Annotated in this window: 15 protein-coding genes and 1 pseudogene; 12 read left to right on the forward strand and 4 right to left on the reverse strand. The window is 51.1% G+C overall.

Features of this window, described 5'->3' with window-relative positions; all coding sequences use genetic code 11:
- Positions 1 to 509: 509 nt before the first annotated feature.
- The 5 genes and pseudogenes from LJF34_RS25005 to LJF34_RS25025 all read left to right on the forward strand — a co-directional run bounded on the left by LJF34_RS25005 (position 510) and on the right by LJF34_RS25025 (position 6,465).
- Entirely contained in the window at positions 510 to 821 is a 312-nt protein-coding gene (locus LJF34_RS25005) for a plastocyanin/azurin family copper-binding protein (protein WP_342765907.1), read from the forward strand.
- An 878-nt stretch (positions 822 to 1,699) separates the two neighbouring features.
- Positions 1,700 to 3,172 carry a glycosyltransferase family 39 protein gene (locus LJF34_RS25010; protein WP_231188759.1) on the forward strand — a complete coding sequence of 491 codons (1,473 nt, stop codon included), beginning with the start codon at positions 1,700 to 1,702 and terminating at the stop codon, positions 3,170 to 3,172.
- 39 nt (positions 3,173 to 3,211) lie between these two features.
- Positions 3,212 to 4,540: a polysaccharide deacetylase family protein gene (locus LJF34_RS25015; protein ID WP_231188760.1), complete on the forward strand. Its 1,329-nt coding sequence runs from the start codon at positions 3,212 to 3,214 to the stop codon at positions 4,538 to 4,540.
- Between the two features lie 106 nt (positions 4,541 to 4,646).
- A pseudogene (locus LJF34_RS25020) lies at positions 4,647 to 5,468 on the forward strand (undecaprenyl-diphosphate phosphatase).
- 316 nt (positions 5,469 to 5,784) lie between these two features.
- Positions 5,785 to 6,465 carry an IS6 family transposase gene (locus LJF34_RS25025; protein WP_231188762.1) on the forward strand — a complete coding sequence of 227 codons (681 nt, stop codon included), beginning with the start codon at positions 5,785 to 5,787 and terminating at the stop codon, positions 6,463 to 6,465.
- Positions 6,466 to 6,480: 15 nt separating this feature from the next.
- Here the strand turns inward: LJF34_RS25025 and LJF34_RS25030 are convergent, their stop codons facing one another.
- The 3 genes from LJF34_RS25030 to LJF34_RS25040 form a co-directional block, all read right to left on the reverse strand.
- A complete protein-coding gene (locus tag LJF34_RS25030; protein ID WP_231188764.1) occupies positions 6,481 to 9,462 on the reverse strand; it encodes a prolyl oligopeptidase family serine peptidase in 2,982 nt (993 codons plus the stop codon).
- 796 nt (positions 9,463 to 10,258) lie between these two features.
- Positions 10,259 to 11,704: a hypothetical protein gene (locus tag LJF34_RS25035; RefSeq protein WP_231188766.1), complete on the reverse strand. Its 1,446-nt coding sequence runs from the start codon at positions 11,702 to 11,704 to the stop codon at positions 10,259 to 10,261.
- A 56-nt stretch (positions 11,705 to 11,760) separates the two neighbouring features.
- A complete protein-coding gene (locus LJF34_RS25040) occupies positions 11,761 to 12,603 on the reverse strand; it encodes a fumarylacetoacetate hydrolase family protein (protein WP_231188767.1) in 843 nt (280 codons plus the stop codon).
- 142 nt (positions 12,604 to 12,745) lie between these two features.
- Between LJF34_RS25040 and LJF34_RS25045 the strand changes: the two genes are divergently transcribed.
- Positions 12,746 to 14,116, forward strand: coding sequence for a DUF362 domain-containing protein (locus LJF34_RS25045; protein ID WP_231188769.1), 1,371 nt, complete (start codon positions 12,746 to 12,748; stop codon positions 14,114 to 14,116).
- 66 nt (positions 14,117 to 14,182) lie between these two features.
- Here LJF34_RS25045 and LJF34_RS25050 read toward each other — a convergent pair whose 3' ends face one another.
- Positions 14,183 to 15,256 carry a Gfo/Idh/MocA family oxidoreductase gene (locus tag LJF34_RS25050; protein WP_231188771.1) on the reverse strand — a complete coding sequence of 358 codons (1,074 nt, stop codon included), beginning with the start codon at positions 15,254 to 15,256 and terminating at the stop codon, positions 14,183 to 14,185.
- A 248-nt stretch (positions 15,257 to 15,504) separates the two neighbouring features.
- Here LJF34_RS25050 and LJF34_RS25055 point away from each other — a divergent pair, with 248 nt between their 5' ends.
- The 6 genes from LJF34_RS25055 to LJF34_RS25080 all read left to right on the forward strand — a co-directional run bounded on the left by LJF34_RS25055 (position 15,505) and on the right by LJF34_RS25080 (position 21,804).
- Complete coding sequence (locus tag LJF34_RS25055; RefSeq protein ID WP_231188773.1) at positions 15,505 to 16,611, forward strand: Gfo/Idh/MocA family oxidoreductase; 1,107 nt, start codon at positions 15,505 to 15,507, stop codon at positions 16,609 to 16,611.
- A 184-nt stretch (positions 16,612 to 16,795) separates the two neighbouring features.
- Positions 16,796 to 17,563: an IclR family transcriptional regulator gene (locus tag LJF34_RS25060; RefSeq protein ID WP_231188775.1), complete on the forward strand. Its 768-nt coding sequence runs from the start codon at positions 16,796 to 16,798 to the stop codon at positions 17,561 to 17,563.
- A gap of 282 nt (positions 17,564 to 17,845) precedes the next feature.
- Positions 17,846 to 19,066: an ABC transporter substrate-binding protein gene (locus LJF34_RS25065; protein ID WP_231188776.1), complete on the forward strand. Its 1,221-nt coding sequence runs from the start codon at positions 17,846 to 17,848 to the stop codon at positions 19,064 to 19,066.
- A 179-nt stretch (positions 19,067 to 19,245) separates the two neighbouring features.
- On the forward strand, positions 19,246 to 20,088 hold the full coding sequence (locus LJF34_RS25070; protein ID WP_231188777.1) for an ABC transporter ATP-binding protein: 843 nt from the start codon (positions 19,246 to 19,248) through the stop codon (positions 20,086 to 20,088).
- Between the two features lie 20 nt (positions 20,089 to 20,108).
- A complete protein-coding gene (locus LJF34_RS25075; protein WP_231188778.1) occupies positions 20,109 to 20,933 on the forward strand; it encodes an ABC transporter permease in 825 nt (274 codons plus the stop codon).
- An 85-nt stretch (positions 20,934 to 21,018) separates the two neighbouring features.
- Positions 21,019 to 21,804 carry an ABC transporter permease subunit gene (locus LJF34_RS25080; RefSeq protein WP_231188779.1) on the forward strand — a complete coding sequence of 262 codons (786 nt, stop codon included), beginning with the start codon at positions 21,019 to 21,021 and terminating at the stop codon, positions 21,802 to 21,804.
- Positions 21,805 to 21,884 lie beyond the last annotated feature (80 nt).

A 21,884-nucleotide genomic window follows, 5' to 3' on the forward strand; every position in this document is an offset into this window, starting at 1 on the left:
TTAATCCTGCTGAATTGCCTTTACAGTCGGAGTACTGTGACGAAGCTGTTTTTCAAATATTGAATGCAGCTGGGCTTTGACTAATATAGCGGAATTATTCACAAAGGGAGAGATCGAACTATATAATTCAATTAGAATCAGTCAAGCAAAAATTTTCAATTGTATTATAGAATATAAATAACATTTATTTTCATTCTCCACAAAATTGGAGAAAATTGTCTATCCGAAAAAAGATGCGAAGCAATTTTCAACACATAAAGCGAAGCAACGTGAAAGTTATCAAATTACTTATATGAAGAAAATAGGGATACAGATAGAATTCGCAAGAAAAGGGCTTGCTCCATTTTCAGTAATGAGGAATCACCAGGAAGTAGTTAAGAATCGCAGCCTAAAAGTCTACTATGAGACGTCGAGCATATTTAGCTGGTGTTACTGTATCTTTGGCTACTAGTCTAACAGGCTGTGCAAATTTGATTCTTGGCTCCAGTCGCTTAGACGGGGATATTTCTATGGGTTCACAGTCTTTCAACCCACAGAAGTTCGAAACAAAAATAGGAGAAACCGTTGTGTGGGCAAATACTGATATGCGCAGACATAGTGTTACTGCGTACGAAAATGCTATCCCGAAAAATGCAGAATACTTTGCCTCCGGTGGCTTCGAGTCCGAACAGGCAGCTCGTGATGCTTGGCGGAAGGGCCATGGTACGGTTGATCCGAAAACTACATTCAAACACACCTTTGAAATCCCTGGAACCTATTCGTACTTCTGTGTTCCTCACGAGATGGGAGGAATGACAGGGAGGATTATTGTAAAGGAATGATTTTAGTATCGAAAATCAGTAATCGGCCATATTTATTACGAGTGGTCTTCGATTGTGTGAAGTTTTGATGGCAAGGTTGCTTGCGCCATGTATTTACATCCTCTAAAGCACAGATATAAACCTAGCATAAAAAAGAGCAGTAGCTCAATTGGGACGCCATATTTGCTTATTAATTGATCGATCGATAGGTAAGCGAATACACTCCCAATAATGGTCCACGAAATAATATTCAAAGTCTTCTCCATCAGAAAAAATCTTGCAAGACGAACCTCCCTGGATTGATCGATAGTCACCTCCAAGATTTCTGGATCGGAATTCTCTGTGGGCATCCCGTTTCGCAATAAGGGTTCAATCTTGATTAATCTTTATGATAGCAGTACTACGTGTTGGAAATTGAGTTCCACGAGCCCGAGAAATATGGTATTTCCCAGTATCCAAATGAAGTATTATGCGCAACAATCATTTTTCCATCAGATGTTCCGATGGCTAATAGATACATAGAGAGTAAAAGAGTTCGCCTCAGACACAGCTAAAAGGTGAGGAAGTCGACAATACCTGGAAAGGCCACCTATTCGAATCGTTGTGTGTATCATTTAAAATAATTATCTATTTATATTAAGAATCCTTACAGATCTCGATATCGGTTCTCTAATCCGTATTGAGACCAGAAATCGAAGAGAATGACGGAGAACGATAGTAAGAATCAAACAACAGAACCAAATAATTCTATCTCGAGCAGATACTACCAGCAGTTCAAATGGATCATCAACAACTCTGTTACTTGGCTGGTACCTAGTATACTCATTGGGACGATTCTTGTTATTGGGTACCTTCGAACGCATCCATACCCCGCGTTCGGCGCGGGATTGTATCTACTAATGGCAGGTCGTATCGTCGACCATGGTTATGCACTGCCACAAGCCATTCCATACTACACGAGCGGAGGGTTGCCATTCGCATATCCACCGTTTGGATTGTATCTCGCTGCTATTCTTCGCGATTGGCTCAATATGCGTCCACTCACCATCGCACGGATCCTCCCTGGCATTCTCACTGTCGGCTATCTCATTCCAGCTTATGCTCTCGCCGAACAATTGCTTGAGTCACGACCGAAAGCCAGCCTCGCGACAATCATCATTACTGTGACTCCGCCAGTATTGCAATGGCATCTTTCGGCTGGTGGGTTTGTCCGTGCCACTGCCTTTGGGTTCGTAATTCTTGGTCTCTATGCCGGTCTTTTGATCTTTCGTGATCAAGATACTCGTTGGCTTCCCATAGCCTCTATCGCGTTCGCAATGACCGTTCTTTCACATCCACAGTATACTGTCTTCTTTATCGGGAGCTTTGCCTTACAATGGTTCGTTTTTGATCGATCCCTCGGAGGGGTTCGCTACGGTTGGCTCACTGGTTTAGGGGGGATTTTACTCACAGCACCATGGTGGATGCAAGTCATTCAAGCCCATGGTGTCGATATATTCGTGGCTGCAGCAGGAGCACAGGGAGGAATAGGAGGAAATTTGTCCCATTTGAAACGAATATTTAGATTCGGATCAATGGCTGAGACGCTCTATTTCTTTTGGGGACCAGTATCTCTCCTAGGAAGTCTCTATCTACTCGCTCGTCGGCGTGTATTTCTTCCTGCCTGGCTCCTCCTTGCCTCACTTGTGCTTGATAAGGCTCGACTCCCGTTTTTCGTCGGTGCATTTCTCAGTGCGCCCCTTATTATCGATGGCGCCAAAGCAGCCGTTCGTCCGTTCACACAGACGATAGCTGAACGTCAAATTGGTGTAAGTAGTCTCGTATTAGGTATCGTGTTACTTGGTGGCGTAGCTGGTGGGCTCTATGTAACCAGCAGTATTAACACACATGCTGGGAGTCAATCGTTACCTGCGTTTATCGACAAAGCAGACGTGAGCGCAATGCAGTGGGTACAGCAGAATACAGCGCCAACTGCACAGTTCATCGTCTTTGGGGATACTGCCGAATGGTTTCCACAACAAGCACATCGCACTATCCTCGTAGGGTCATGGGGGGTTGAATGGATGGGAAAAGAAGCATACCGGTCACAGATTCAGCGATTCAGGCGGGTTTCAACATGTGAGACAAGCGATTGTGTGACGGACACACTTCAAAAAGCACATCTCTCGCCCGACTTCCTCTATGTACCGAAAGGAAGGTTCACAGTACGAGGCATACAGCATCGACAAACCCAGCAGACGATCACCTCGTTACGTGCCTCTGCACGTTATCAGCAAGTATTTGAAAACGATGGTGTCGTTATCTTCAAGACAATTTCTATGCGAGATGTTAATGAATCAACACAAGGAATTCAGACACATTACATGATTTGAAAAAGACTATAAGACTACTATCTTTGTACCTCAGTAACAATGTCTCGCCAAACACGACGTGCTTTCCTTCGAACAGTTGGAGCAATAGGAACGGTCAGCCTTGCCGGGTGTACTGTATTCGGCGGCTCAAACGAGGAAACAAGCGCACTGAACCAGTCATCGACCACTACGAACGGAGATGCAACATCAACTCAAGAAACTCAGACACTAGAAGAAAAAACAACAACTAGCCCTGATAATCAAGGAGTTCCCAAGGCGTTTGAGAACTTCGAGTCGCTCGGTAACTGGAGTGCTGTCGACGGACTAGGAACGCTAAAAAAGGGTACAAAACAGGTATATGCTGGGTCACAGTCAGCCCATGTCATTGGTGGTAAGCAATCTATCGAAGGCCAAATCCATCGGGTCAATTTCGCCAGCAACCCTGCCGATTTTAGCAATAAAAACCTCTCGCTGGCGTTCAAATGTACGTCCCATGATTTTGTAAAAGTCGCTATTCAGTTATACGCACCCGACCAAGGGCATATCGTCGAATTGAAACGCACTCTCTATGGACCGAAGGGTAAATGGGTACGAGTAAATCTTGGAGTTACAGATGCCCAGCGCCAGCGGAGCGTCGATCTTTCCAATGTCTATGAGGTGCGTATCATTGGCCGTCCGGAAGATCCGAATTCGACCACTCCCATCGAGTTTTATGTTGATGATGTGAAAACCGTACCCACCCCTAAGAAGGGGATGGTGATGCTCACGTTCGATGATAGCCTCGAATCCCACTATTCAGTAGCATATAAGAAGCACATGAAGAAGCATGGATTCCCTGGGGTAGATGCAGTCATCACGGATGCAATATACGATGATGGGTTCCTCACGCAACCACAAATGCGTGAGATGGTCAAAGATGGCTGGGATATGATTGCCCATCCGAATATTGGTGCACAACCGTTTCCTGAATACCCCGCAAAAAAGCAAGAGGAAATAATGACTGACGCGAAAAGTTGGCTCAAACGGTATGGCTATGATGGACACAAATACATGGCTGTCCCGAAGAATATCGTTGGGCCGAATACATTCGACCTTGCGCAAAAGCACTTTGATCTAACACTGTCGTTCGGCGCATCACCAAATGCACTCCCATTAATTGAGAAGGATACGATTCTCTCTCGTATGTACGGCGATGGGAATATCGCTCGGACGAAACAGATGGTTGACTATGCAGCAACGTACAAGCAGCTATCGGTCTTTTTGTTCCATAAGATTGGTGCAGGAGGGTTTTCAGAGAAGAAATTTGAATCTCTTCTTCAACATATCAAGCAAAGCAATGTTGAAGTCGTCACACTCACAGATCTAGCGAAGAAAGGGCTGTTCATCTGAGAAAGACAACCCATTAGAAGGTGATGGACAGGGAAGTACTCAAGATATTTAAACCGAGTTCACTCCATTCGAAGATTATTTCATCACCCGCTTTGGAAGGTCATGTATGAGTCGCTCTTTCCTGATTGGTCTTATCCTCGGTATTCTCCAAGGAATTTTCGAATGGCTTCCGATTTCGAGTGAAGGTAATATCACTCTCGTTTTCGCATTTTTCAACCTGGCATCACCAACAGAAGCAGTGGCATATGCCCTGTTTCTTCATCTTGGGACTGCGGTTTCGGCGACGGCATACTATCGAGATGAACTTGTGAACGTCTTGGGTACGCTGCCAGACTGGCGGCCACAAAGTGCGTTCTCGAATGAGACAGTCACACTCTCCTTTTTAGGAGTAGCAAGTATCGCATCTGGAATCGTCGGAATTATCGCATATCTTGGGCTCGAACACGTTATTTCTGCGGTGACGGGCGGAACGTTCGTTGCGCTGATCGGTCTTCTGTTGGTTTGTACTGGCTTCTTACAGCGGTTTGCTGGTGGACTCTCTCTTGGAACGCGAGACGAGCCCAATCTCGTTGATGCAGTTCTCGTTGGATCCCTGCAGTGACTTGCAATTCTACCTGGCGTGTCTCGGTCAGGGACAACAGCAAGCGCGCTCCTCCTACGAGGGCACGATGGCCCCAATTCATTCCGACTTTCGTTTCTGCTTTCGATTCCTGCAGCTTTGGGAGGGGCTCTTATCGCGGTTCTAGATAGTGGTGGCATCCCATCACTCTCCCCACTAACGGCGTTCGTTTCCATTGTAACTGCAGCAATGGTTGGTTATATTACAATTGATGCGTTGATGCGACTCGTCGAACGAGTTTCATTCTGGGCGGTATGTGTGGGACTCGGTCTTCTTGCAATTATTGGAGGAGTACTGTTAACTGTTTAATGCTGCAATCGCTTACTACGAAGGATTACGGTTTCTTGTGCGGTGTTGCGGATCAACGATCAGTACCATTACTATATTGCAGATCCAACTCTCATATCGAGTAAAAGAACAAGTCCAACGAAGCCGAACAGAATTAGACTCCAAAATACAATAACCTGGTTTGACCACGCCCCTAAAGTAGTGATAAGGCCGATCCACACGGAGAGAATTGAAATACCTATGACCGACAACTGAACAGAAATTGTTGACATAGTAGCTAATCTGTTCATAGGGCACTGTCTAGATAAGGACGAGCAGGTCGAAGAGTTAGTGATTGATGCTACTCTCAAACCTGCTCAAAAAGAGTTTAGAGACGGCAACGCTTGAATGTTGGGAGCGTGAGCGGACGGCAACGCCCGTCAGGGCGTTCGCCGTCCGGCTCCACGCGACCGGTTGTTCACTCAGGGAAACAAAAGGAATTCTCGCACTCCTCGGCGTAAAACGGTCGCACCAGGCGATTTTTCAATGGGTTCATCGAGTATCTGACAGCGTTTCTGACCCGCCGTCGGCGACGCCGACGCGGGTCGCGGTTGACGAAACCGCTGTCAAAATTAATGGCGAATGGTCTTGGGTGTACGCTGCAATAGACACAGACACAAAATTACTGCTCGATATTAAAGTGTTTGGTCGGCATGGGACCGATCAAGCGGCTGCGTTTCTGTCTGGATTGGCCGAGAAACACGATCTCTCTGACACGGTGTTTCTCGTTGATGGCTACGGCTATCGGACTACCCTCTTTCGAATTGGATTGCGCGGTCACCTTGACTATACCGAGCGAAACCTGATCGAAAAATGGTTTCACACGCTCAAACAGAGGATCGACCGCTTCCATACGTCGTGGGTGGGCAGTCGGCTGAGCGTCCAGCGGTGGCTTGAACAGTTTGTGCATTACTATAACTATCAACGACCGCATCAATCGCTCAACAACCGAACGCCTGTCGAGGAGGAGCTAAACTAGACAGTGCCCCAGCGGCTATCGTCCTCCTCCCCCGACATCTCGTTGGTCGTCACCGTGCCCGACTCCGACGGAACTAGTGGAACGCAGGTAACCGAGTTCCGGCGCAACCTCCCAGCGTTTGTCGAAAAATCCAGCGGCCCGACAGGCGTTCCACGACTGGAAACGAATCGAATCATCGAAGACGGCGTAGTCCGGCGTAGCCTTCTGTGTCGGTATCCAGTTGCGAACACGCGTAAGTTGGATGCCCGCAATCGAAGTTCCGGTTTCGACCTGCACAAGCTTGTCGTGGTGTTTGGGATTCGGGTAGACGAATTCGATACCAAGGTCACCGGAGTAGTCGTGGCCGCCGATGCTAGCATGGCCGTCACGTACATCCATGGGGAATCCGTCTTCAAGCTGCCGGTAGACCGAGTTCGATGACGGGCGACCAAATAGCACGAGATTGTACTCGGACATTACCGATCTATCGACGGTAGAATCCGGAATCACGGTGGCTGGTGCCCGCGCGCGTTCGACGAGGCGCTGTGAGCGGATATTCGCGAGATTACGGTTGACGTCGGTTTCGGCGTCACTTCCTTTTGTCCCGTAGACGAGCCGGTAAGGGTTGTGATGGATCTCCTTCAGCGGACCGTACTGGTCCTGGGACTTCCGGAGAGCGTTCTGTCGTCCCCGTCTCCACCGGCCATCACGTGACGCTGACGGACCGTTTTCAAGGTCCACAATGATACGCTTTCGACCTCCTTTTCCGTGCATTTTAACCCTCTCACCATTCACCGTCGCGGTCGGTTTCCCGCGAACGCGGACGTTAGCCTCCCTGAACACTCGTGGGTCGATAGAGAGGACGGTGACGTTTTCAGTAGCAATTCGGAGTCCGTCGCTTGATATCTCGGCGTCCACGCGTGTTGGAGCGTGAATCGTCTCTTGTTCAAGGACAGCGACCCAGTATTTCTGATGTTCGATTCGGAGATTCGTTGTAAACAGATGGACGTGCGCAGGATAAGGGTCACGAGTAGTCGAACGCAGAAAGGTTCGGAGATCAGGATGATTCACAGAGTCGTTTCCCTCACCGATGCCGGCATCCCACCAATGAGGTTGTCCGGGGACTTCGAGATACGCCACGTCCACTTCGGTGGGTTCTGGTGTCGAGTACCGCTTGCCGACTTCGCCCTTCACCGAGAGGCCGCGATTCGCCAGCGTCCGAAGGTAGGTCCGTGGGTGGAGCGACGGAACAGACGTATCCTTGCCGCCGTGGAGGGCGAATATCGGGAGTGTGCCGTCCACGGCGTTCTCTGTTTTCGGGAGAGCGAGGTTCTTCTGGAGACTGCTCTCAGCAACTGTTTTGAGTCTTGGGAAGGTGTGGAGTTTGTCGTGTTCGAACGGAACCGTAAGATACGTCTCGTGGTCGGTCCATCCGGCGGAGGGTGCAAGCCCGGCAAACCGGTCGGGGTTCGTCAAACCGACGTGCCACGTGCCGTGGCCACCCATCGAATGTCCTGTAAGATAGATCCCCGTCTCGTCGATGTCGAAGCGGTCTTTCATCACGCTCATCGCCTCTAAGTCGTCGAGTCTGCCGAGATCCTCGTGGTCGTAGTTCACCGGGCCACGTGCACTCGGTGCGACGACGTAGGCACCGTCGCGTTGGACATTCGCTCCGGCCTGGTTAATAGCGGGGACGTTCGCGCCGTGTAGGGAGACGATGAGTTCGAACGGACCATCCGCATCCGGATTCGTCGGTTCCTTGATACCCATTGTCTGGACACTCTCGTCGTGTTTAGAGACAAACGTCGTCTGCCAGCGGGCCTCGTTAGTACGTCGGATTCGAAGCGGAATCGCTCGCTCATCTCGCTCCTCGCCGACCGAGACGAGAGCTGTCGTCCCCGCCGAGGCGGCTTCAACGGTAAATTCGCCGCCACCCGTCTTCCGTATCCTGTCGCTACTGGTCAGGTCTGCCGTCTCGGTGCTGGTCATCGCCAACCCAGGAACCGTCTCCTGCTCGACGGAGGCGAGACTCGCATCTTGTATTGGTACCTTTCCCTTCGTCGCGACTTGCGTCTCGATTCGTCGGGTTTCGAACGGGGCGAGCGGGGAATCCACGGTGACGGTCTGGGCCTTCAGCAGGTCGCTATCGGGTGCAAATTGGAGCGTCGGTGATTGCTCCTCACCTGTTGTGTTCGTCACGCGAACAGAGGCAGGACGGTCGGTTCTCTTTCCTTCTCGGAGGTCTGGCAGGATAACGTTCTGTGGGGTTCCGCGGAACGAAGCAAGTTCGTTCACTTCAACTGGGGCGCGCGGCGACCGAAACCTAATCGAGGCGGACCCGCTGCCGAAGGTGACCGTAGTCTTCAACAGGAGAAAGTTCGTTCCGGACTCCAACACGACGCCCTGAGGTGGTTCCTCGTAGCGCTTCCCGTTGAGCCACGCGACCGACGCATCGGTCTCCAACACAGCACGTCGCGTTTCAGGAATGTCAAAAGAGGCGACAGCGTAGCCAGCCGAGTAGAGTACTCCGCCCGCGCCGAACCAGTCCTGAAAGTCGTCGAATGCACCTGATTCGCCGGTCAATGGCGTCAGGTCGCCTCCTGTCGGATCAATTCGGTCACCAAAATCGAGCGGGATCGAGGTCTCCCCCTTGTCGAGTCCGACGCGGTCCCATGTCACCGTTGCACCGCCCGCAAATGCCGACTGGAACCGCTGACCGCCGTCAGGGGTTTGTTCGCCAGTGGCGAACGCTAATTCGCTCCTGTTCGGATATAGCCACCCAGTCTCAACGCCGCGTCGTTGGTACTGAAACGGACCGACCACGTCCCACCCGGTTGGCGTGAACGAGTCCTCGATTGGAGATGCATTCGTCGCGTTTGTGTTCGAAACCCCTTCTTTGGCGGTTGTAGGTCCGATCGCAGCCAGCGCGACGGCCCCAGCGGCCGATTGTGTAAACGCACGCCGAGTGAATTCTGACTTTGTCGCTTCTAACTTCGAACGTTGGTTATTATCTGCCATGATAAATTTATTCTTACTACTATTATAAAAATATTACTAGGATATTACCGATTACAATGAACAAATCCCGTGATCATGAGTGGTGGTCCGCTGCTCTGTATGAGATTATGATTCGGTAACCCGTCTTTTTCTGGATGGAGGGTTTCTACTGGTGTGAGTAAGATCTCCGTTCATACTATCCGATAAGCATATAGTAGCTATTTCTTATTAAAAAATTATGTCTGGAGATTTCATCTTCGATGCGAAATGGGTCCAAAATGCGCTAGAACGTCGGAATTTCTGAGATCGGCGAATCACACACCAAAGTGGGTAAGGTTAAATAGTAACTGATAGATCTTCGCAGTCGTCCGATTATCCAGAGAGAAACCATCTTCTAATTACAGTACTTAATAGTATGAAATATACCTATACCCCCATATTATCGGTAATCGCATATATTTACTAAAACGATCTGATGCTGTTTCGTTCGTAGGGGTCCTGACTAACTTCCTTGGTTCAGCCAATACCAGAGCTATCCGTCACGACGCGGAGCACCGGATCAATCGATACCTACATCCCTACCGGGTAGGAAATATAGGACCCAACGTTGACCACCTGCAACCAGTAGCGCCACACTCGGCCGTCACTTTTTACGCACAGTTTGTCGGCTCCCTTCGCACGAAGTACCTTGGGATATCTGAACACAACCGACAGGAGAGATTCAGCATTCTTACGATAACCGAACAAGAGAAAAAGCCGGAGACGAGCACCAAAAATCCGGAAGCTAGTCGATCCGTTCGATGTTATTTATCGGTGATTAGTTAGCGAGTGAGTTCTCCCACTGCGTCAAGGGCGTAAACTGACGTACGTCGAGTGGGGAAGCGACACCGAACGGAGCGTCGACAATCGTATCGAGGTCTACTGTTCCGTCTTCAATACGGAGCGTGGTGAAGTCGGACTCATGGCGCCGGTATAAATCTGGGTGCTCTGAGAGGGCCCTCTGTTGTACTTCCTCAGGAAATGCATCCAATCCCTCGAAGTAGTGGTGTCCATTCCGCTCTACGTGGTCGGCGCCAATCGTTGCCACAACTACAAGGTCCTGAAGTAACTCGAGAGGACCGACTGTAGTCAAGTCTTCAGCACTAATGACATACTCCTGGTCATCGTCGATTTGGTTATAATACGCGATCAGACTGGCGTTCACGATGCCTTTGAACACGCCTTTGCAGTTTTTATGACTCGTGCCAGCGTAGCCGTGCGAGAGTGCAGTGCCGGTGCTATCGATCCTACTATCGGATTCGTCAATGATGATACACGGGGAATCGTACCAACTCGTGAATACGTCTTGGGTCTCCGGGGTAAACGCCTCATCCCGCGGGAGGGGCTGTTCGACGTAGAGGAGGTGGTCGAACAAGTCGACGCAGTTAGGATCTGTTCGGAGAGCCTCCCACTGATGTTTGAATTGCCTGGCAGAGTCATAGCCCTCATTGGCATCGACTGTGCAACGATATTCTTCAATACCTAAATCGGTCAACAAGGCATCGATACGGCCGAGTCGAGCCGCATCCACTTCATGATTGGCAGAGAGTTTGATCTTGAAGCGGTTTACACCATCCTCATGGACATATTCGGTGAGGGTCAGCGGAAGGCCATCGTCGGGTCGGTCTCCCGTGATGTCCGCCTCCGTGAGTGGGTCGTCCAAGCCAACGGTATGTCTGACTGCTGTATTGCGTCTCGGCTCGGTCGGCAGCAAGTCTGCTGGTTCGTAGGGTTCCAATTCGCTGTACACCGCACCGAGGTCGATTCCTAATAGATTCTCACGGACAGCTGTGGAGAAGGATACATCCTTTGCGCGACAGACTGCGTCGATCAATGCTTGCTCGATGAGACTGACGCCGTAGGCGCTCAACAAATCCGGTTGATTTGTACTGTCAGCCATCTCGTGCTGACGCTCGTAGAGCGCCAGCCAGAACGCGAACGCTGTCGGCTTCGAGTCGAGGTCGTTCGCGATGTCTGCGGCCGACCGAAACACGCTCGCCATGTTGCGATAGCCAGTCTCGAGACGCATCTCGGGGTCCTTGTAGAACCAACCAGGAATCAATCCACCCATCGCGACCCCGGTCTGGTGTGTTCCGTCGACGTCAACTTCGAGCCGAAGGAACAATTTCGGAATCTCGGTCACTTCGACGTTCCCAAAATGAAAGGGAAGTCTGGTCTCAAGATCGATGATATAGAACTCTGTCTGTGTGACTCTAACCGTCATGGGATGTCAGACACACGCAACCTTCAAATGGTTTTCCCATAACCACTTTCCGCTTTTCACTCCGCCACGATGTGATTTGTGAGCGTGCCGATGCCAGCTATTTCGGCCTCGCACGTTTGCCCCGGTTCGAGTAAGTCGACGGGGTCACGGAAGATTCCAACGCCACCTGGTGTACCGGTCGAAATAATATCGCCGGGCAGGAGTGTCATGTTTGAGCTGATGTAGGACACTAGCTCATGAACGTTGAAGATGAACTGGTTAGTGTTCGAGGCCTGCTTGGTCTCGCCGTCAACACGTAGCGTGACATCGACGGCGTTAGGGTCGAAATCGGCACTCGTTGTTAGTGTTGGACCCATGGGAGAGAACGTGTCATAGCTCTTTCCTCTGAAGAACTGACCGTCAGAAAACTGGGCTTTCCGGCCGCTAACATCGTTGAGGACCGTGTAGCCAGCAACGTGTCGTGGGACTTCATGTTCGTCTAAATTCTTGGCCGTGCGGCCAACGACGACCGCGAGTTCGACCTCGTAATCAACCTGCTCGCCCTCTGGGTGGACGATTGGATCGTTCGGGTTCGTGACCGTGGTCGGGGCTTTTGCGAACAAAAGGGGTTTGTCTGGAATCTCTTCGTTCTGTTCTTCAGCGTGATCGCGGTGGTTGAGGCCGGCACAAACAATTTTGGGCGGTCGAGGAACCGGGGCAAGGAGACTTGTTTCGTCAGCGTCAATCGCCATGAGAGACCCGTTCTCGATGGCACGGTTCACTTGCTTGAGGTAGCTTTGGTTCGTCAAATCTTGATAAGACGGTTCGTCCGCCGGGAAATCGGCTAGTGCTCTGATCTCGCTGTCGATTCTGACGCCCCATGCGGGGCCGCCGCCGCTGTTGTAACGAACAAATTGCATCAAATGAAGGTAGTAGCGTATACACAATAAATATTGAGATAGTCAATCCTGTTCCTGTTGACTGCTACTTTTTCGTAATCGCCGCTATGATTGTACTATCGAACGGGAGATATTTATCAGGTGACTCGCCTAGGGTCCTGGTATGAACGCGAATTCTTCGAGAAGTTCGCTTGCTGTCCCAGAAGAGGCGATACTCGAATCGTGTGGCGAGACTCCACTTCCAAAACTTGGACTCATTGAACAGGTATGGGAGACAAATTCGATTCCAGAAAACGAAATCAGCTATCGAGCGGGAGAAGCGTTTGGATCACTCCAACTCGAAGACGTCCCCGACGGAGGCGAGATCGCACTCGGCGTTGGAAGCCGTGGCATCGCAAATCTCTCACGCATCGTCACCGGGGTAGTTGCCGAAGCGAAAGACTGTGGTTACGAACCATTCGTATTCCCAGCGATGGGAAGTCACGGCGGCGCTACTGCGGACGGACAACGCGAGATGCTAGCGGAACTCGGTGTGACAGAAGACGTAATTGGCTGTGAAATCCGGTCGGACATGGATGTCATCGAAGTCGGTCGCACTGCTGATCGAGATGTGCCCGTCGTTGCCGACGCGAATGCGGTCGCGGCCGATGCTATCGTCCCGATAAATCGCATTAAGCCACACACGGACTTCGACGGTACGGTCGAAAGCGGTCTCTCGAAGATGCTCGTTATCGGGATGGGAAAACAGCGTGGTGCGAAGATCGCCCACGATTGGGCAGTCGATTGGTCCCTCCGAAAAATGATTCCGGAGATAACCGACCAGCTGCTTAACGCCGTACCGGTTGTTGGGGGTGTCGCCATTTTAGAAAACCAGCGCGACGAGACCGCGCTTCTCGAAAGTGTTCCTCCGGAAGAGTTCCTTGATCGGGAGGCCGAACTCCTTGAGCGTGCCTACGATGTCATGCCGACACTCCCGTTCGACGACATCGATGTGTTAATCCTCGACCGGCAAGGTAAAGATATCAGCGGCCAGGGAATGGATACGAACGTCATCGGTCGCAGACCGTTCGCGATACAGGAACCAGAACCCGAGATGCCCGACATCAAACGAATTTATACACGCGGAGTGACCGACGTGACGCACGGTAACGCCATGGGCATTGGTTCGGCCGACTTCATCCACCATGACCTACTCGCGTCAGTGGACATGCCGACGACACTTATCAACGCGCTGACGGCGAGCACCACGAGAGGAGTGCGCCTCCCACCGGCGGTTGAAACAGATCGTGCCGGGCTCGTCGCTGCACTCTCGACGATCGGCATTATCAGCCCCGAAGAAGTTCGGGTCCTCCGCGCAGCCGACACCATGCATCTCCAGCGCTTGTACGCTTCTACCGCGCTCATCGAGGAGGCGCGCGAGCGCGACGACCTCCGGGTCGTCGCGGAACCGGTGCCAATCGCCTTCGATTCCGGTGACTTCGCTACCCCGACTCCGAATGTGGTGGGTGAGGCTGACGAATCAACCAGTAACTGATTTCCTCCGACCTCGTCGCTGCAACGCTGTCAGTCGCTTTTCAGACCGCACACAGCGTCGAGGTCGTTAGATCTCTACTTCGCCGATAGCAACGCGTCGTCCCTCGTCCGAAGACTTGTAACTCGCTTCGGTGAGCTGGACGCCTCGAGCACCAGCGGCGAAGTCCCAGGGAAACGGCTCATCCTCGACAACGTGACGGATGAACTTCTCCCACTGGAGCTTGAACGCATTCTCGAACTCCTGGTTGTTAGGAACCGCCTCCCAGTCCTCGGTAAAATCGTGCTCTTTCGGTGTGTCGGGATTCCACTCGGGCTTGGGCGTTGTGGAATGGGGTTGGACTTTGCAGTCTCGCAGTCCAGCAACGGCACTGCCTTCTGTCCCATCGACCTGAATTTCGAGTAGGTCGTCACGGTTCACGCGGACCGTCCACGAGGAATTGAGTTGTGCCACGATGTCGTCTTCGAGTTCAATGATTGCGTAGGCTGCATCATCGGCTGTCGCCTCATATGAATCGCCGTTCTCGTCGACGCGCTCAGGAACGTGGGTCTTCTCGAGACACTGGACGGTCTCAACGCGCCCAAAGAGGTTCTCCAGGACGTAGCTCCAGTGAGAGAACATGTCGTCGATGATTCCTCCTCCATCCTCTGCTCGGTAGTTCCATGAAGGACGCTGTGCGGGTTGGATCTGTCCGGTGAACACCCAGTATCCAAACTCGACACGAACCGAGAGAATGTCACCGAAGAAGTCCTGGTCGATGAGCCGTTGGAGTTTCACCAATCCGGGGAGCCAGAGTTTGTCCTGAACGATCCCGTGCTTAATATTACTTTGCTCTGCCGCTCGGGCAACCTCGATTGCGGTGTCGAGGTTGCCAGCCAGCGGTTTCTCACAGTAGACGTCCTTCCCGGCTTCGATAGCTTTCAGGAGGGCGTCGGGCCGCCGTGGAGTAATCTGGGAGTCGAAGTAAATCTCGTCGTCGCCGTCGAGACACGTTTCCAGGTCGGGATCAGCGGTCCAGCGCTCAACACCGTGTTTTTTGCTTAATCTTCGGAGTTTGCGTTCGTCCCGCCCGACCAATATCGGATCCGGCATTACCCGCTCCCCGTTGGATAGTTCGACCCCGCCGTTCTCGCGGATCGCCAAAATCGAGCGGATGAGATGTTGATTCGTTCCCATTCGACCTGTCACGCCGTTCATGATGATGCCAATCTCTTGCATAGGGCTAGTACGTCATAGGAGACTCCCATTTCAACCTATAAGGATATTTTGGTAGTTGAATTTATCGTTAGTGTTGTCTGTTCTCGTGGATGGTTCGAGCGAACGATTTATTCGCATTTTTCGCCATTGCCTACAACCATAATTTTTTATAATGTGTCGTTTGACTCGAATGTATGGGTGTAAACATCGGTTACGTTGGTATCGACCACCATCATCGCGACCCGTACTTTGCTGTTGCAAGTGAACTCGACGCTACTATCACCGCAGTCTGCGAACCCGGACGCAGAGTGGACGTCGACAGTATCACTGCTATGGATGAGCGGCCCGACGAAGTCACTACAGAGGGACAGAACGTTACTGACCTCGTAGCCGGCGCGGCAGTATACGAGAATCCACACGAGCTTGTTGCCGACAATAGCATCGACGTCGTTTGGATCACGTATCGGAGCAGTGAGACACCAGCAATCATTGAAAGCGCTGTCGAGAACGGGGTCCACGTGATTAGTGAGAAACCAATAGCACGGACGGCCGCAGACCTCGAAGACATTGCCCAGCAGGCAAATGATATTGGTGTCACCGTCGCACCGACGATGTACTACCGACGGAATCCGATTGCGATGGAACTCCGCGACAAGGTTCAAGACGGCTTCTTTGGTGACATCTGGACCGTCGATGGCCGGTTCAACGCTAGTCAGCTCTCCAATCGAAACACCGACCACTATATCTATGACCGGGAGACAAGTCGTGGTGGTGCCCTCCAGTGGATCGGTCCCCATTGGGTCGATATCATACCGTGGATTCTCGATGATCCCATCACACGGGTCAACGCTGAGTTCCACGAAGCGGCGGAGGCCGATGTAGAAGCCGGGGCGGTGCTCCAATTCGAGACGCGCAGCGGAACCCTCGGCACATATCACACTGGCTATTATTTGAACGACCGTGGTAAGGACACTCATCTCGGGATATATGGAACCGACGCACAAGCGCTGACGGCGCTGCACCACGATTCACTCCAACACGAACCAACGGTACCGCTCGAAATCACGTCCGATAACTCGGATTGGACGGCCGCCCCAACACGGACCACCGAATTCGAGTTCTCCTACGACCGTTTTTCGGAGTGGGGTGATTTCGTCCAAGACTACTTCGAGGCGTACTTCGAGGGATACGAAACCGGCGACGTCCCCGCGACGGTCGACGATGCTGTCCAACTGCTCCGAGTTCTCGACGCAGCGTACGAGTCTGGCGAACAGGGTAGTTGGGTCGAAGTCGTGGACTGAATGCCTCGGTAGTTCACTAACCATCAAGCGATTATCCAAGGTTATCTTACTTGCTAGCGATGTGGTCTGCCATCACGGCGTGCCCATCGGTCACTCTAATCGGAATATAGTGATGATAAAGTCTGCTGAAGAGAGGCATTCACTCATGCTGAACTTTATATAGGACCTCATTGAATTACCAGTTATGACAGACAAAAGCGAATCAAATACGCTCCAAACGACCGCAACTTCGATAGAGATACTCTCAATTCTCGAGAAGGTAGACAGAGCCAGAGTCTCGGAGATCGCAGAACGGATGGACCGGCCTAAGAGCACAGTTCACGGTCACCTCACCACATTAGCGGAAAAAGAGTTCGTGATACAGCGTGGAGATTTTTACTTACTCGGCCCTGAACTTCTCCGGCTGGGAAATCATGTTCGGACGCGCGAAGATGGATATGTTCTAGCGCGCGAGTTCACCGACCGGCTGTTCGAGGAGGTTGAACTCCGGTCGATCTTCGCCGTTGAGATGGGCGGCAAAGCCGTCTTTATTCATACCACATCAGGTAACAAGATGGGCTGGACGCACGAACAGTTGGGAAATCGCCTTCATCTGCACAACACCGGGGTCGGAAAGGCTATACTCGCCGAATTACCGGATTTACAAATTGAACGGATCTTGGATAAGTGGGGACAGCCCAAGGAGACCGAGAACACAATTACCGACCGGGAGTCATTGTTTGCAGAAATCGAAGAGATTCGCAATCAGGGCTATGCCGTTAACAATGCGGAGAATTTTCGGGAACTGTACGGCATTGGAGTAGCGGCGACCAAGCAGACAGGTGGCGTCATTGGTGGGTTCAGTGTTACTGGACCGGAGCACTCGATTACCGGAGGAGAACAAGAAGCTGAACTTGCAAACGTAGTTACGAAGATAGTCAGCGAATTTGAACTCGAACTCGCATTAGCGTAACTTCCATACTAGAGTTTCTCCGAATAAGGAGTCGATATATTCGAACTATATATACTATTACCCGAGCGTTACAACCATAGTTTTGTAACAACCTGTGAGTTATTCACATGCTGAGCGAAATAACAGCAGATATCCATTCGAAATGGCCGAATTATTTAAATACTATTCGGATAAATTACATGAAATACAACGGCGTACGAGATCCACAAGAACAAGTCGCAGTATAACCAACAACAGAGATACACAATGATTTTTATACAATGAGACAGAATGAAGTGCCATATGTCCGACCGAGACCAGAGTGCGGCAGAGGAACAGCTAGTTGACGATCTCGACAACGTACTTCCAGGGAGTGTTGATCGTCGAAAGTTCTTACATGGGTCTCTAGGTTCACTCGGTGCCATGATGTTGGCTGGCTGTACCGACGGCGGCGGCAATAACCAGTCTACAAAGAATGGTGGAGACGGCTCAAAGGCGACCTTTACAACGCCTTGGAAGAAAGAGCCTTCGTGGGGCTACACGCACGTAGCTGCAGGTAAAGGATACTGGAAAGATGCCGGCGTACCCAACGTCAACGCGACACGGGGGAACGGTTCAGATACAGAAGCACAAAACATTGGTGTCGGGAACAAGGCTATGGGTATAAGTTCCCTAACGACTGCGCTGAGCGTCTACCCGAAGACGCAAGATACCGAGGCGCTGAACATGTCCATTATGGGCCTAGCTCGGGGACGACCACTTCTGTCGCTAATCTGGCGGAAGGATCAGATGAAGGATAGAACAGATCTCGCTGGAAAGACAATGTTAGCAGCTTCGGGATTCGCAGCGGCAACCTCGGAGGTCTATCCAAACCTCATCAATGTAGACCCAAGCAAGGTGACTATCGAAGAGGGAACAGAGGAGGTCGCTGCCCCGAAACTCTCGAATAACCAGGTACAGGCCATCTGGGGGTCTATCGACTTGTACCCCAGTTATCAAAAGCAGGTCGATGCCGAACTTGGTGTAACTCCATTGACTACCTTCGGTGCGTTTCCAGGGTTCCCAATCTGGGTCAACAATAACTGGTTTAAGAATAAGGAGAACAACGTCGAGTTCGTCTCGAATATGTTAACGGGGTATTTCAAGGCTCTCAAGTGGGGTCTAATAAATCAAACAAAATATCTTGACTACCTTAAGTCGGAGGTAAACCCCAATCTTCGGACTTGGACCAAAGAGGAACTTGTGGGCCAGCATTCAGTCACTTGTGCCCAGGCAGTCACGTTGGACATGAAGGAAAACGGACTCGGTTACTTTACTGAGGACAATATCTCCTACGTACTCGACAATACCGCCTCTGCGCTGGTCGACAATCCTGACGCGCTCCCGAATGCGAGTGACCTTGTCGACATGCAAGCGTACGAGAAATCGGAGAAGGTGAAATTCTCCAACAAGGAGTGGAATCAGCTTAGTGAGAACGCAGGCGAGATCTGGTCCATCTTCAAAAAGGCCGAATCCAACAACTGAATGAAACTAGTCGACCTCGGACTGCCTGTCGATATTGGGTTCACTCGTCCTTCCCGAAGCGTGAACGAAACTGAGGAAAGTAATAGCACACCATAGCACCACGAAACACCCACAAACAGAGTACAGATGATTACAACAGTTACCTTTAATAATTCGGCACCCAACGCTATCGATAGAAAATGAGTAACGAGATAGCGGAAAATTCCACAGACGGTGCGGAAGCTACCTCGGAGTGCATGATACAGTACGATGATATCCAAAAAGTGTACGGAACCGATTTGGCTGAAGAATCGGTGACTGCACTTCAGGACATCGACCTCAACGTGGAGCACGGCGAGTTCGTCTCTGTCGTCGGTCCATCAGGTTGTGGGAAGTCAACACTCTTACACTTAGCCGCTGGAATTTTAGAACCCACGGATGGTTCTGTCAACATAAATGGCACAAGTGTCCAAAGTCCACAGCACCAGCGAAAGGAGGTAGGACTTGTTTTCCAGCACCCCGTCGCACTAGAGTGGCGCAATGTTCGAAAGAACATCATGCTCCCCGTCCAAATCCTGAAAGAGAATGGTGCTATCGACGGAAACATGGACGAGTATCGAGAGCGTGCCGACGAACTCATCTCGCTCGTAGGACTCAAGGGATTCGGTGATTCGTATCCGAACGAACTCTCCGGAGGAATGCAACAGCGCGTGACAATCAGTCAAGCACTCATCTACAATCCGTCGGTCCTTCTGATGGATGAGCCCTTTGGATCGTTGGATGCAATGACAAAAGACGAGTTGAATCTCGAACTGCTACGGATTTGGCGAGAGACAGAAAAGACAATCCTATTCATTACCCACGATCTCGACGAAGCTGTGTTCCTTTCCGATCGGGTTGTTGTTCTCTCACCGCGTCCGGGAGAAGTAGTCGACGATATCGAGATAGATCTGGAACGACCCCGAAATGAGGAAACAAGAGCAACCGAACGCTTCGTTGAATTATCAACTAAAATACACCAACACTTCAAGAGTTTAAAATGATTGGGAGCGTAGTTAGGAAATTGGGACTGAACAGCTCGGACAGACGATGGTATAGCATCGATAATACTCGTGCAACACGCTGGGGCCTGTCAGGATTAGGCATTGTCCTGTTACTCGTATTCTGGGAAGGAGCGACAACCTTCCTGGCACTCAATCCGAAGTACTTCCCAGGACCGATCGATGTCGTGAATGAACTAACGCGAATTTGGTCAGCGATCACATTCGTGCTGCCTAAAACATTATCCGCAGCTTTTGTGGGGTATTTCATCGCTCTGGGATTGTCGATTGTTATCGCGATCCCGTTAGTATCGAACGAGCGGTTGTTAAACGCCCTCATGCCATTCATCGTGGGAATCAACACAGTTCCACGAATAGCACTGACACCCCTTGTTATCTATTGGGTGAGTTTCGTTACCGTTTCTGGGTTGTCAATGGCAAATTACGTCATGGCCGTCTGGGTATCTTTCTTTCCCATGCTGATTGCTGCTATCGACGGATTTAGTGATATCGACGAGTCAACAAAGAATATGCTTGAAATTTACGGATCGACGACGTGGCAAGAGTTCAAATACGTCCGATTACGAAATGGACTGCCATTCATCTTCGACGGGATGAAAATCGGATTTATACTGGCGATGATCGGGGCCGTCGTCGGTGAGTTCGTCAGTGGAACACCCGGAATCGGATCGATGGCGGCCTCGGCAATTGGCCGCACGAACATTTCACGCGCGTTCGCTATCGTCCTCATTCTGGGATTCATTAGCACTGGTGTCGTACTCGCCGTATATATTATCGAGAGCAGAGTCATCTTCTGGAAAGATTCCTCAATAATGGGGGAGAGCTAATATGTCGATGCGTCCGGATCGACGATTCTGGCAAGCACAACGGTGGATAAAGCGACGGCTTCCGACCGTTGCCGCGGGCATCGTGATGCTCCTCCTCTGGGAAGGAACAGCCCTCGTTATCGACAACAACCGCATCTTCGCCAGTACATCGTACACGAGACAGCAACTGATGGCTCAAATCGACACTGTCTCGATCAAAGTTACGGAAACGTTCACGTCAGTCGTGGTTGCTTTCATCCTTGCTACCGTCATAGGAATTGTCCTTGGCGTCGTCATCGCTGAAATATTCACCATCCGACAGATGTCGATGCCGTTGATAATTTTCGCATACGCAGTGCCTCACCCGGTATTAGCACCGATGTTCGTCATCTGGTTTCTCGTCGGTAGCGATATCGTTTTGTTCACATTTACTGGCCCCTCGGCCTATCTCTTCGGATCCGTTACGGCACAACAGGCCCAACAGGTAATTGGGATCAATGGTGTCACGGCGTTCGGAGCCTGGGTCGGGTTCTTCCCAGTGTTTATCAACACAATCACTGGAATGAACGAGCTCGAAGAGCGGTTCGAGCACCTCGGCACCGTGCTCGGAGCAACGCGGTGGCAGATGGTGAAGTACTTTCGATTCTGGCGAGCTCTCCCGAATATCACGAGCAGCATAAAATCGACCGTCCAGCTTTCCATTGTGGGAGTCATCGTCGCAGAGTTCATCGCGTCCTCTCAGGGCATCGGTTACCAGATCGTCTTAGCCTGGAAGAACGCCGACCTCGGCTACATGTTTGGCGTTGTTCTCGTCATCATGCTGGGGTCCTACCTTTTCTACCAGGCCGTTGTGTGGACGTTGAAAGTCGTAACTCCCCCAGGATCGGTTTGATTCACCGAGACGAACTCCGACTTTTAAGCGTTTGTCGTGCCCGAACAATAAAATCTCGACATCGAATGGCGAGTTGTAGG

Source organism: Haladaptatus sp. DYF46, from assembly GCF_021083305.1.
Taxonomy (GTDB): Archaea; Halobacteriota; Halobacteria; order Halobacteriales; family Haladaptataceae; genus Haladaptatus.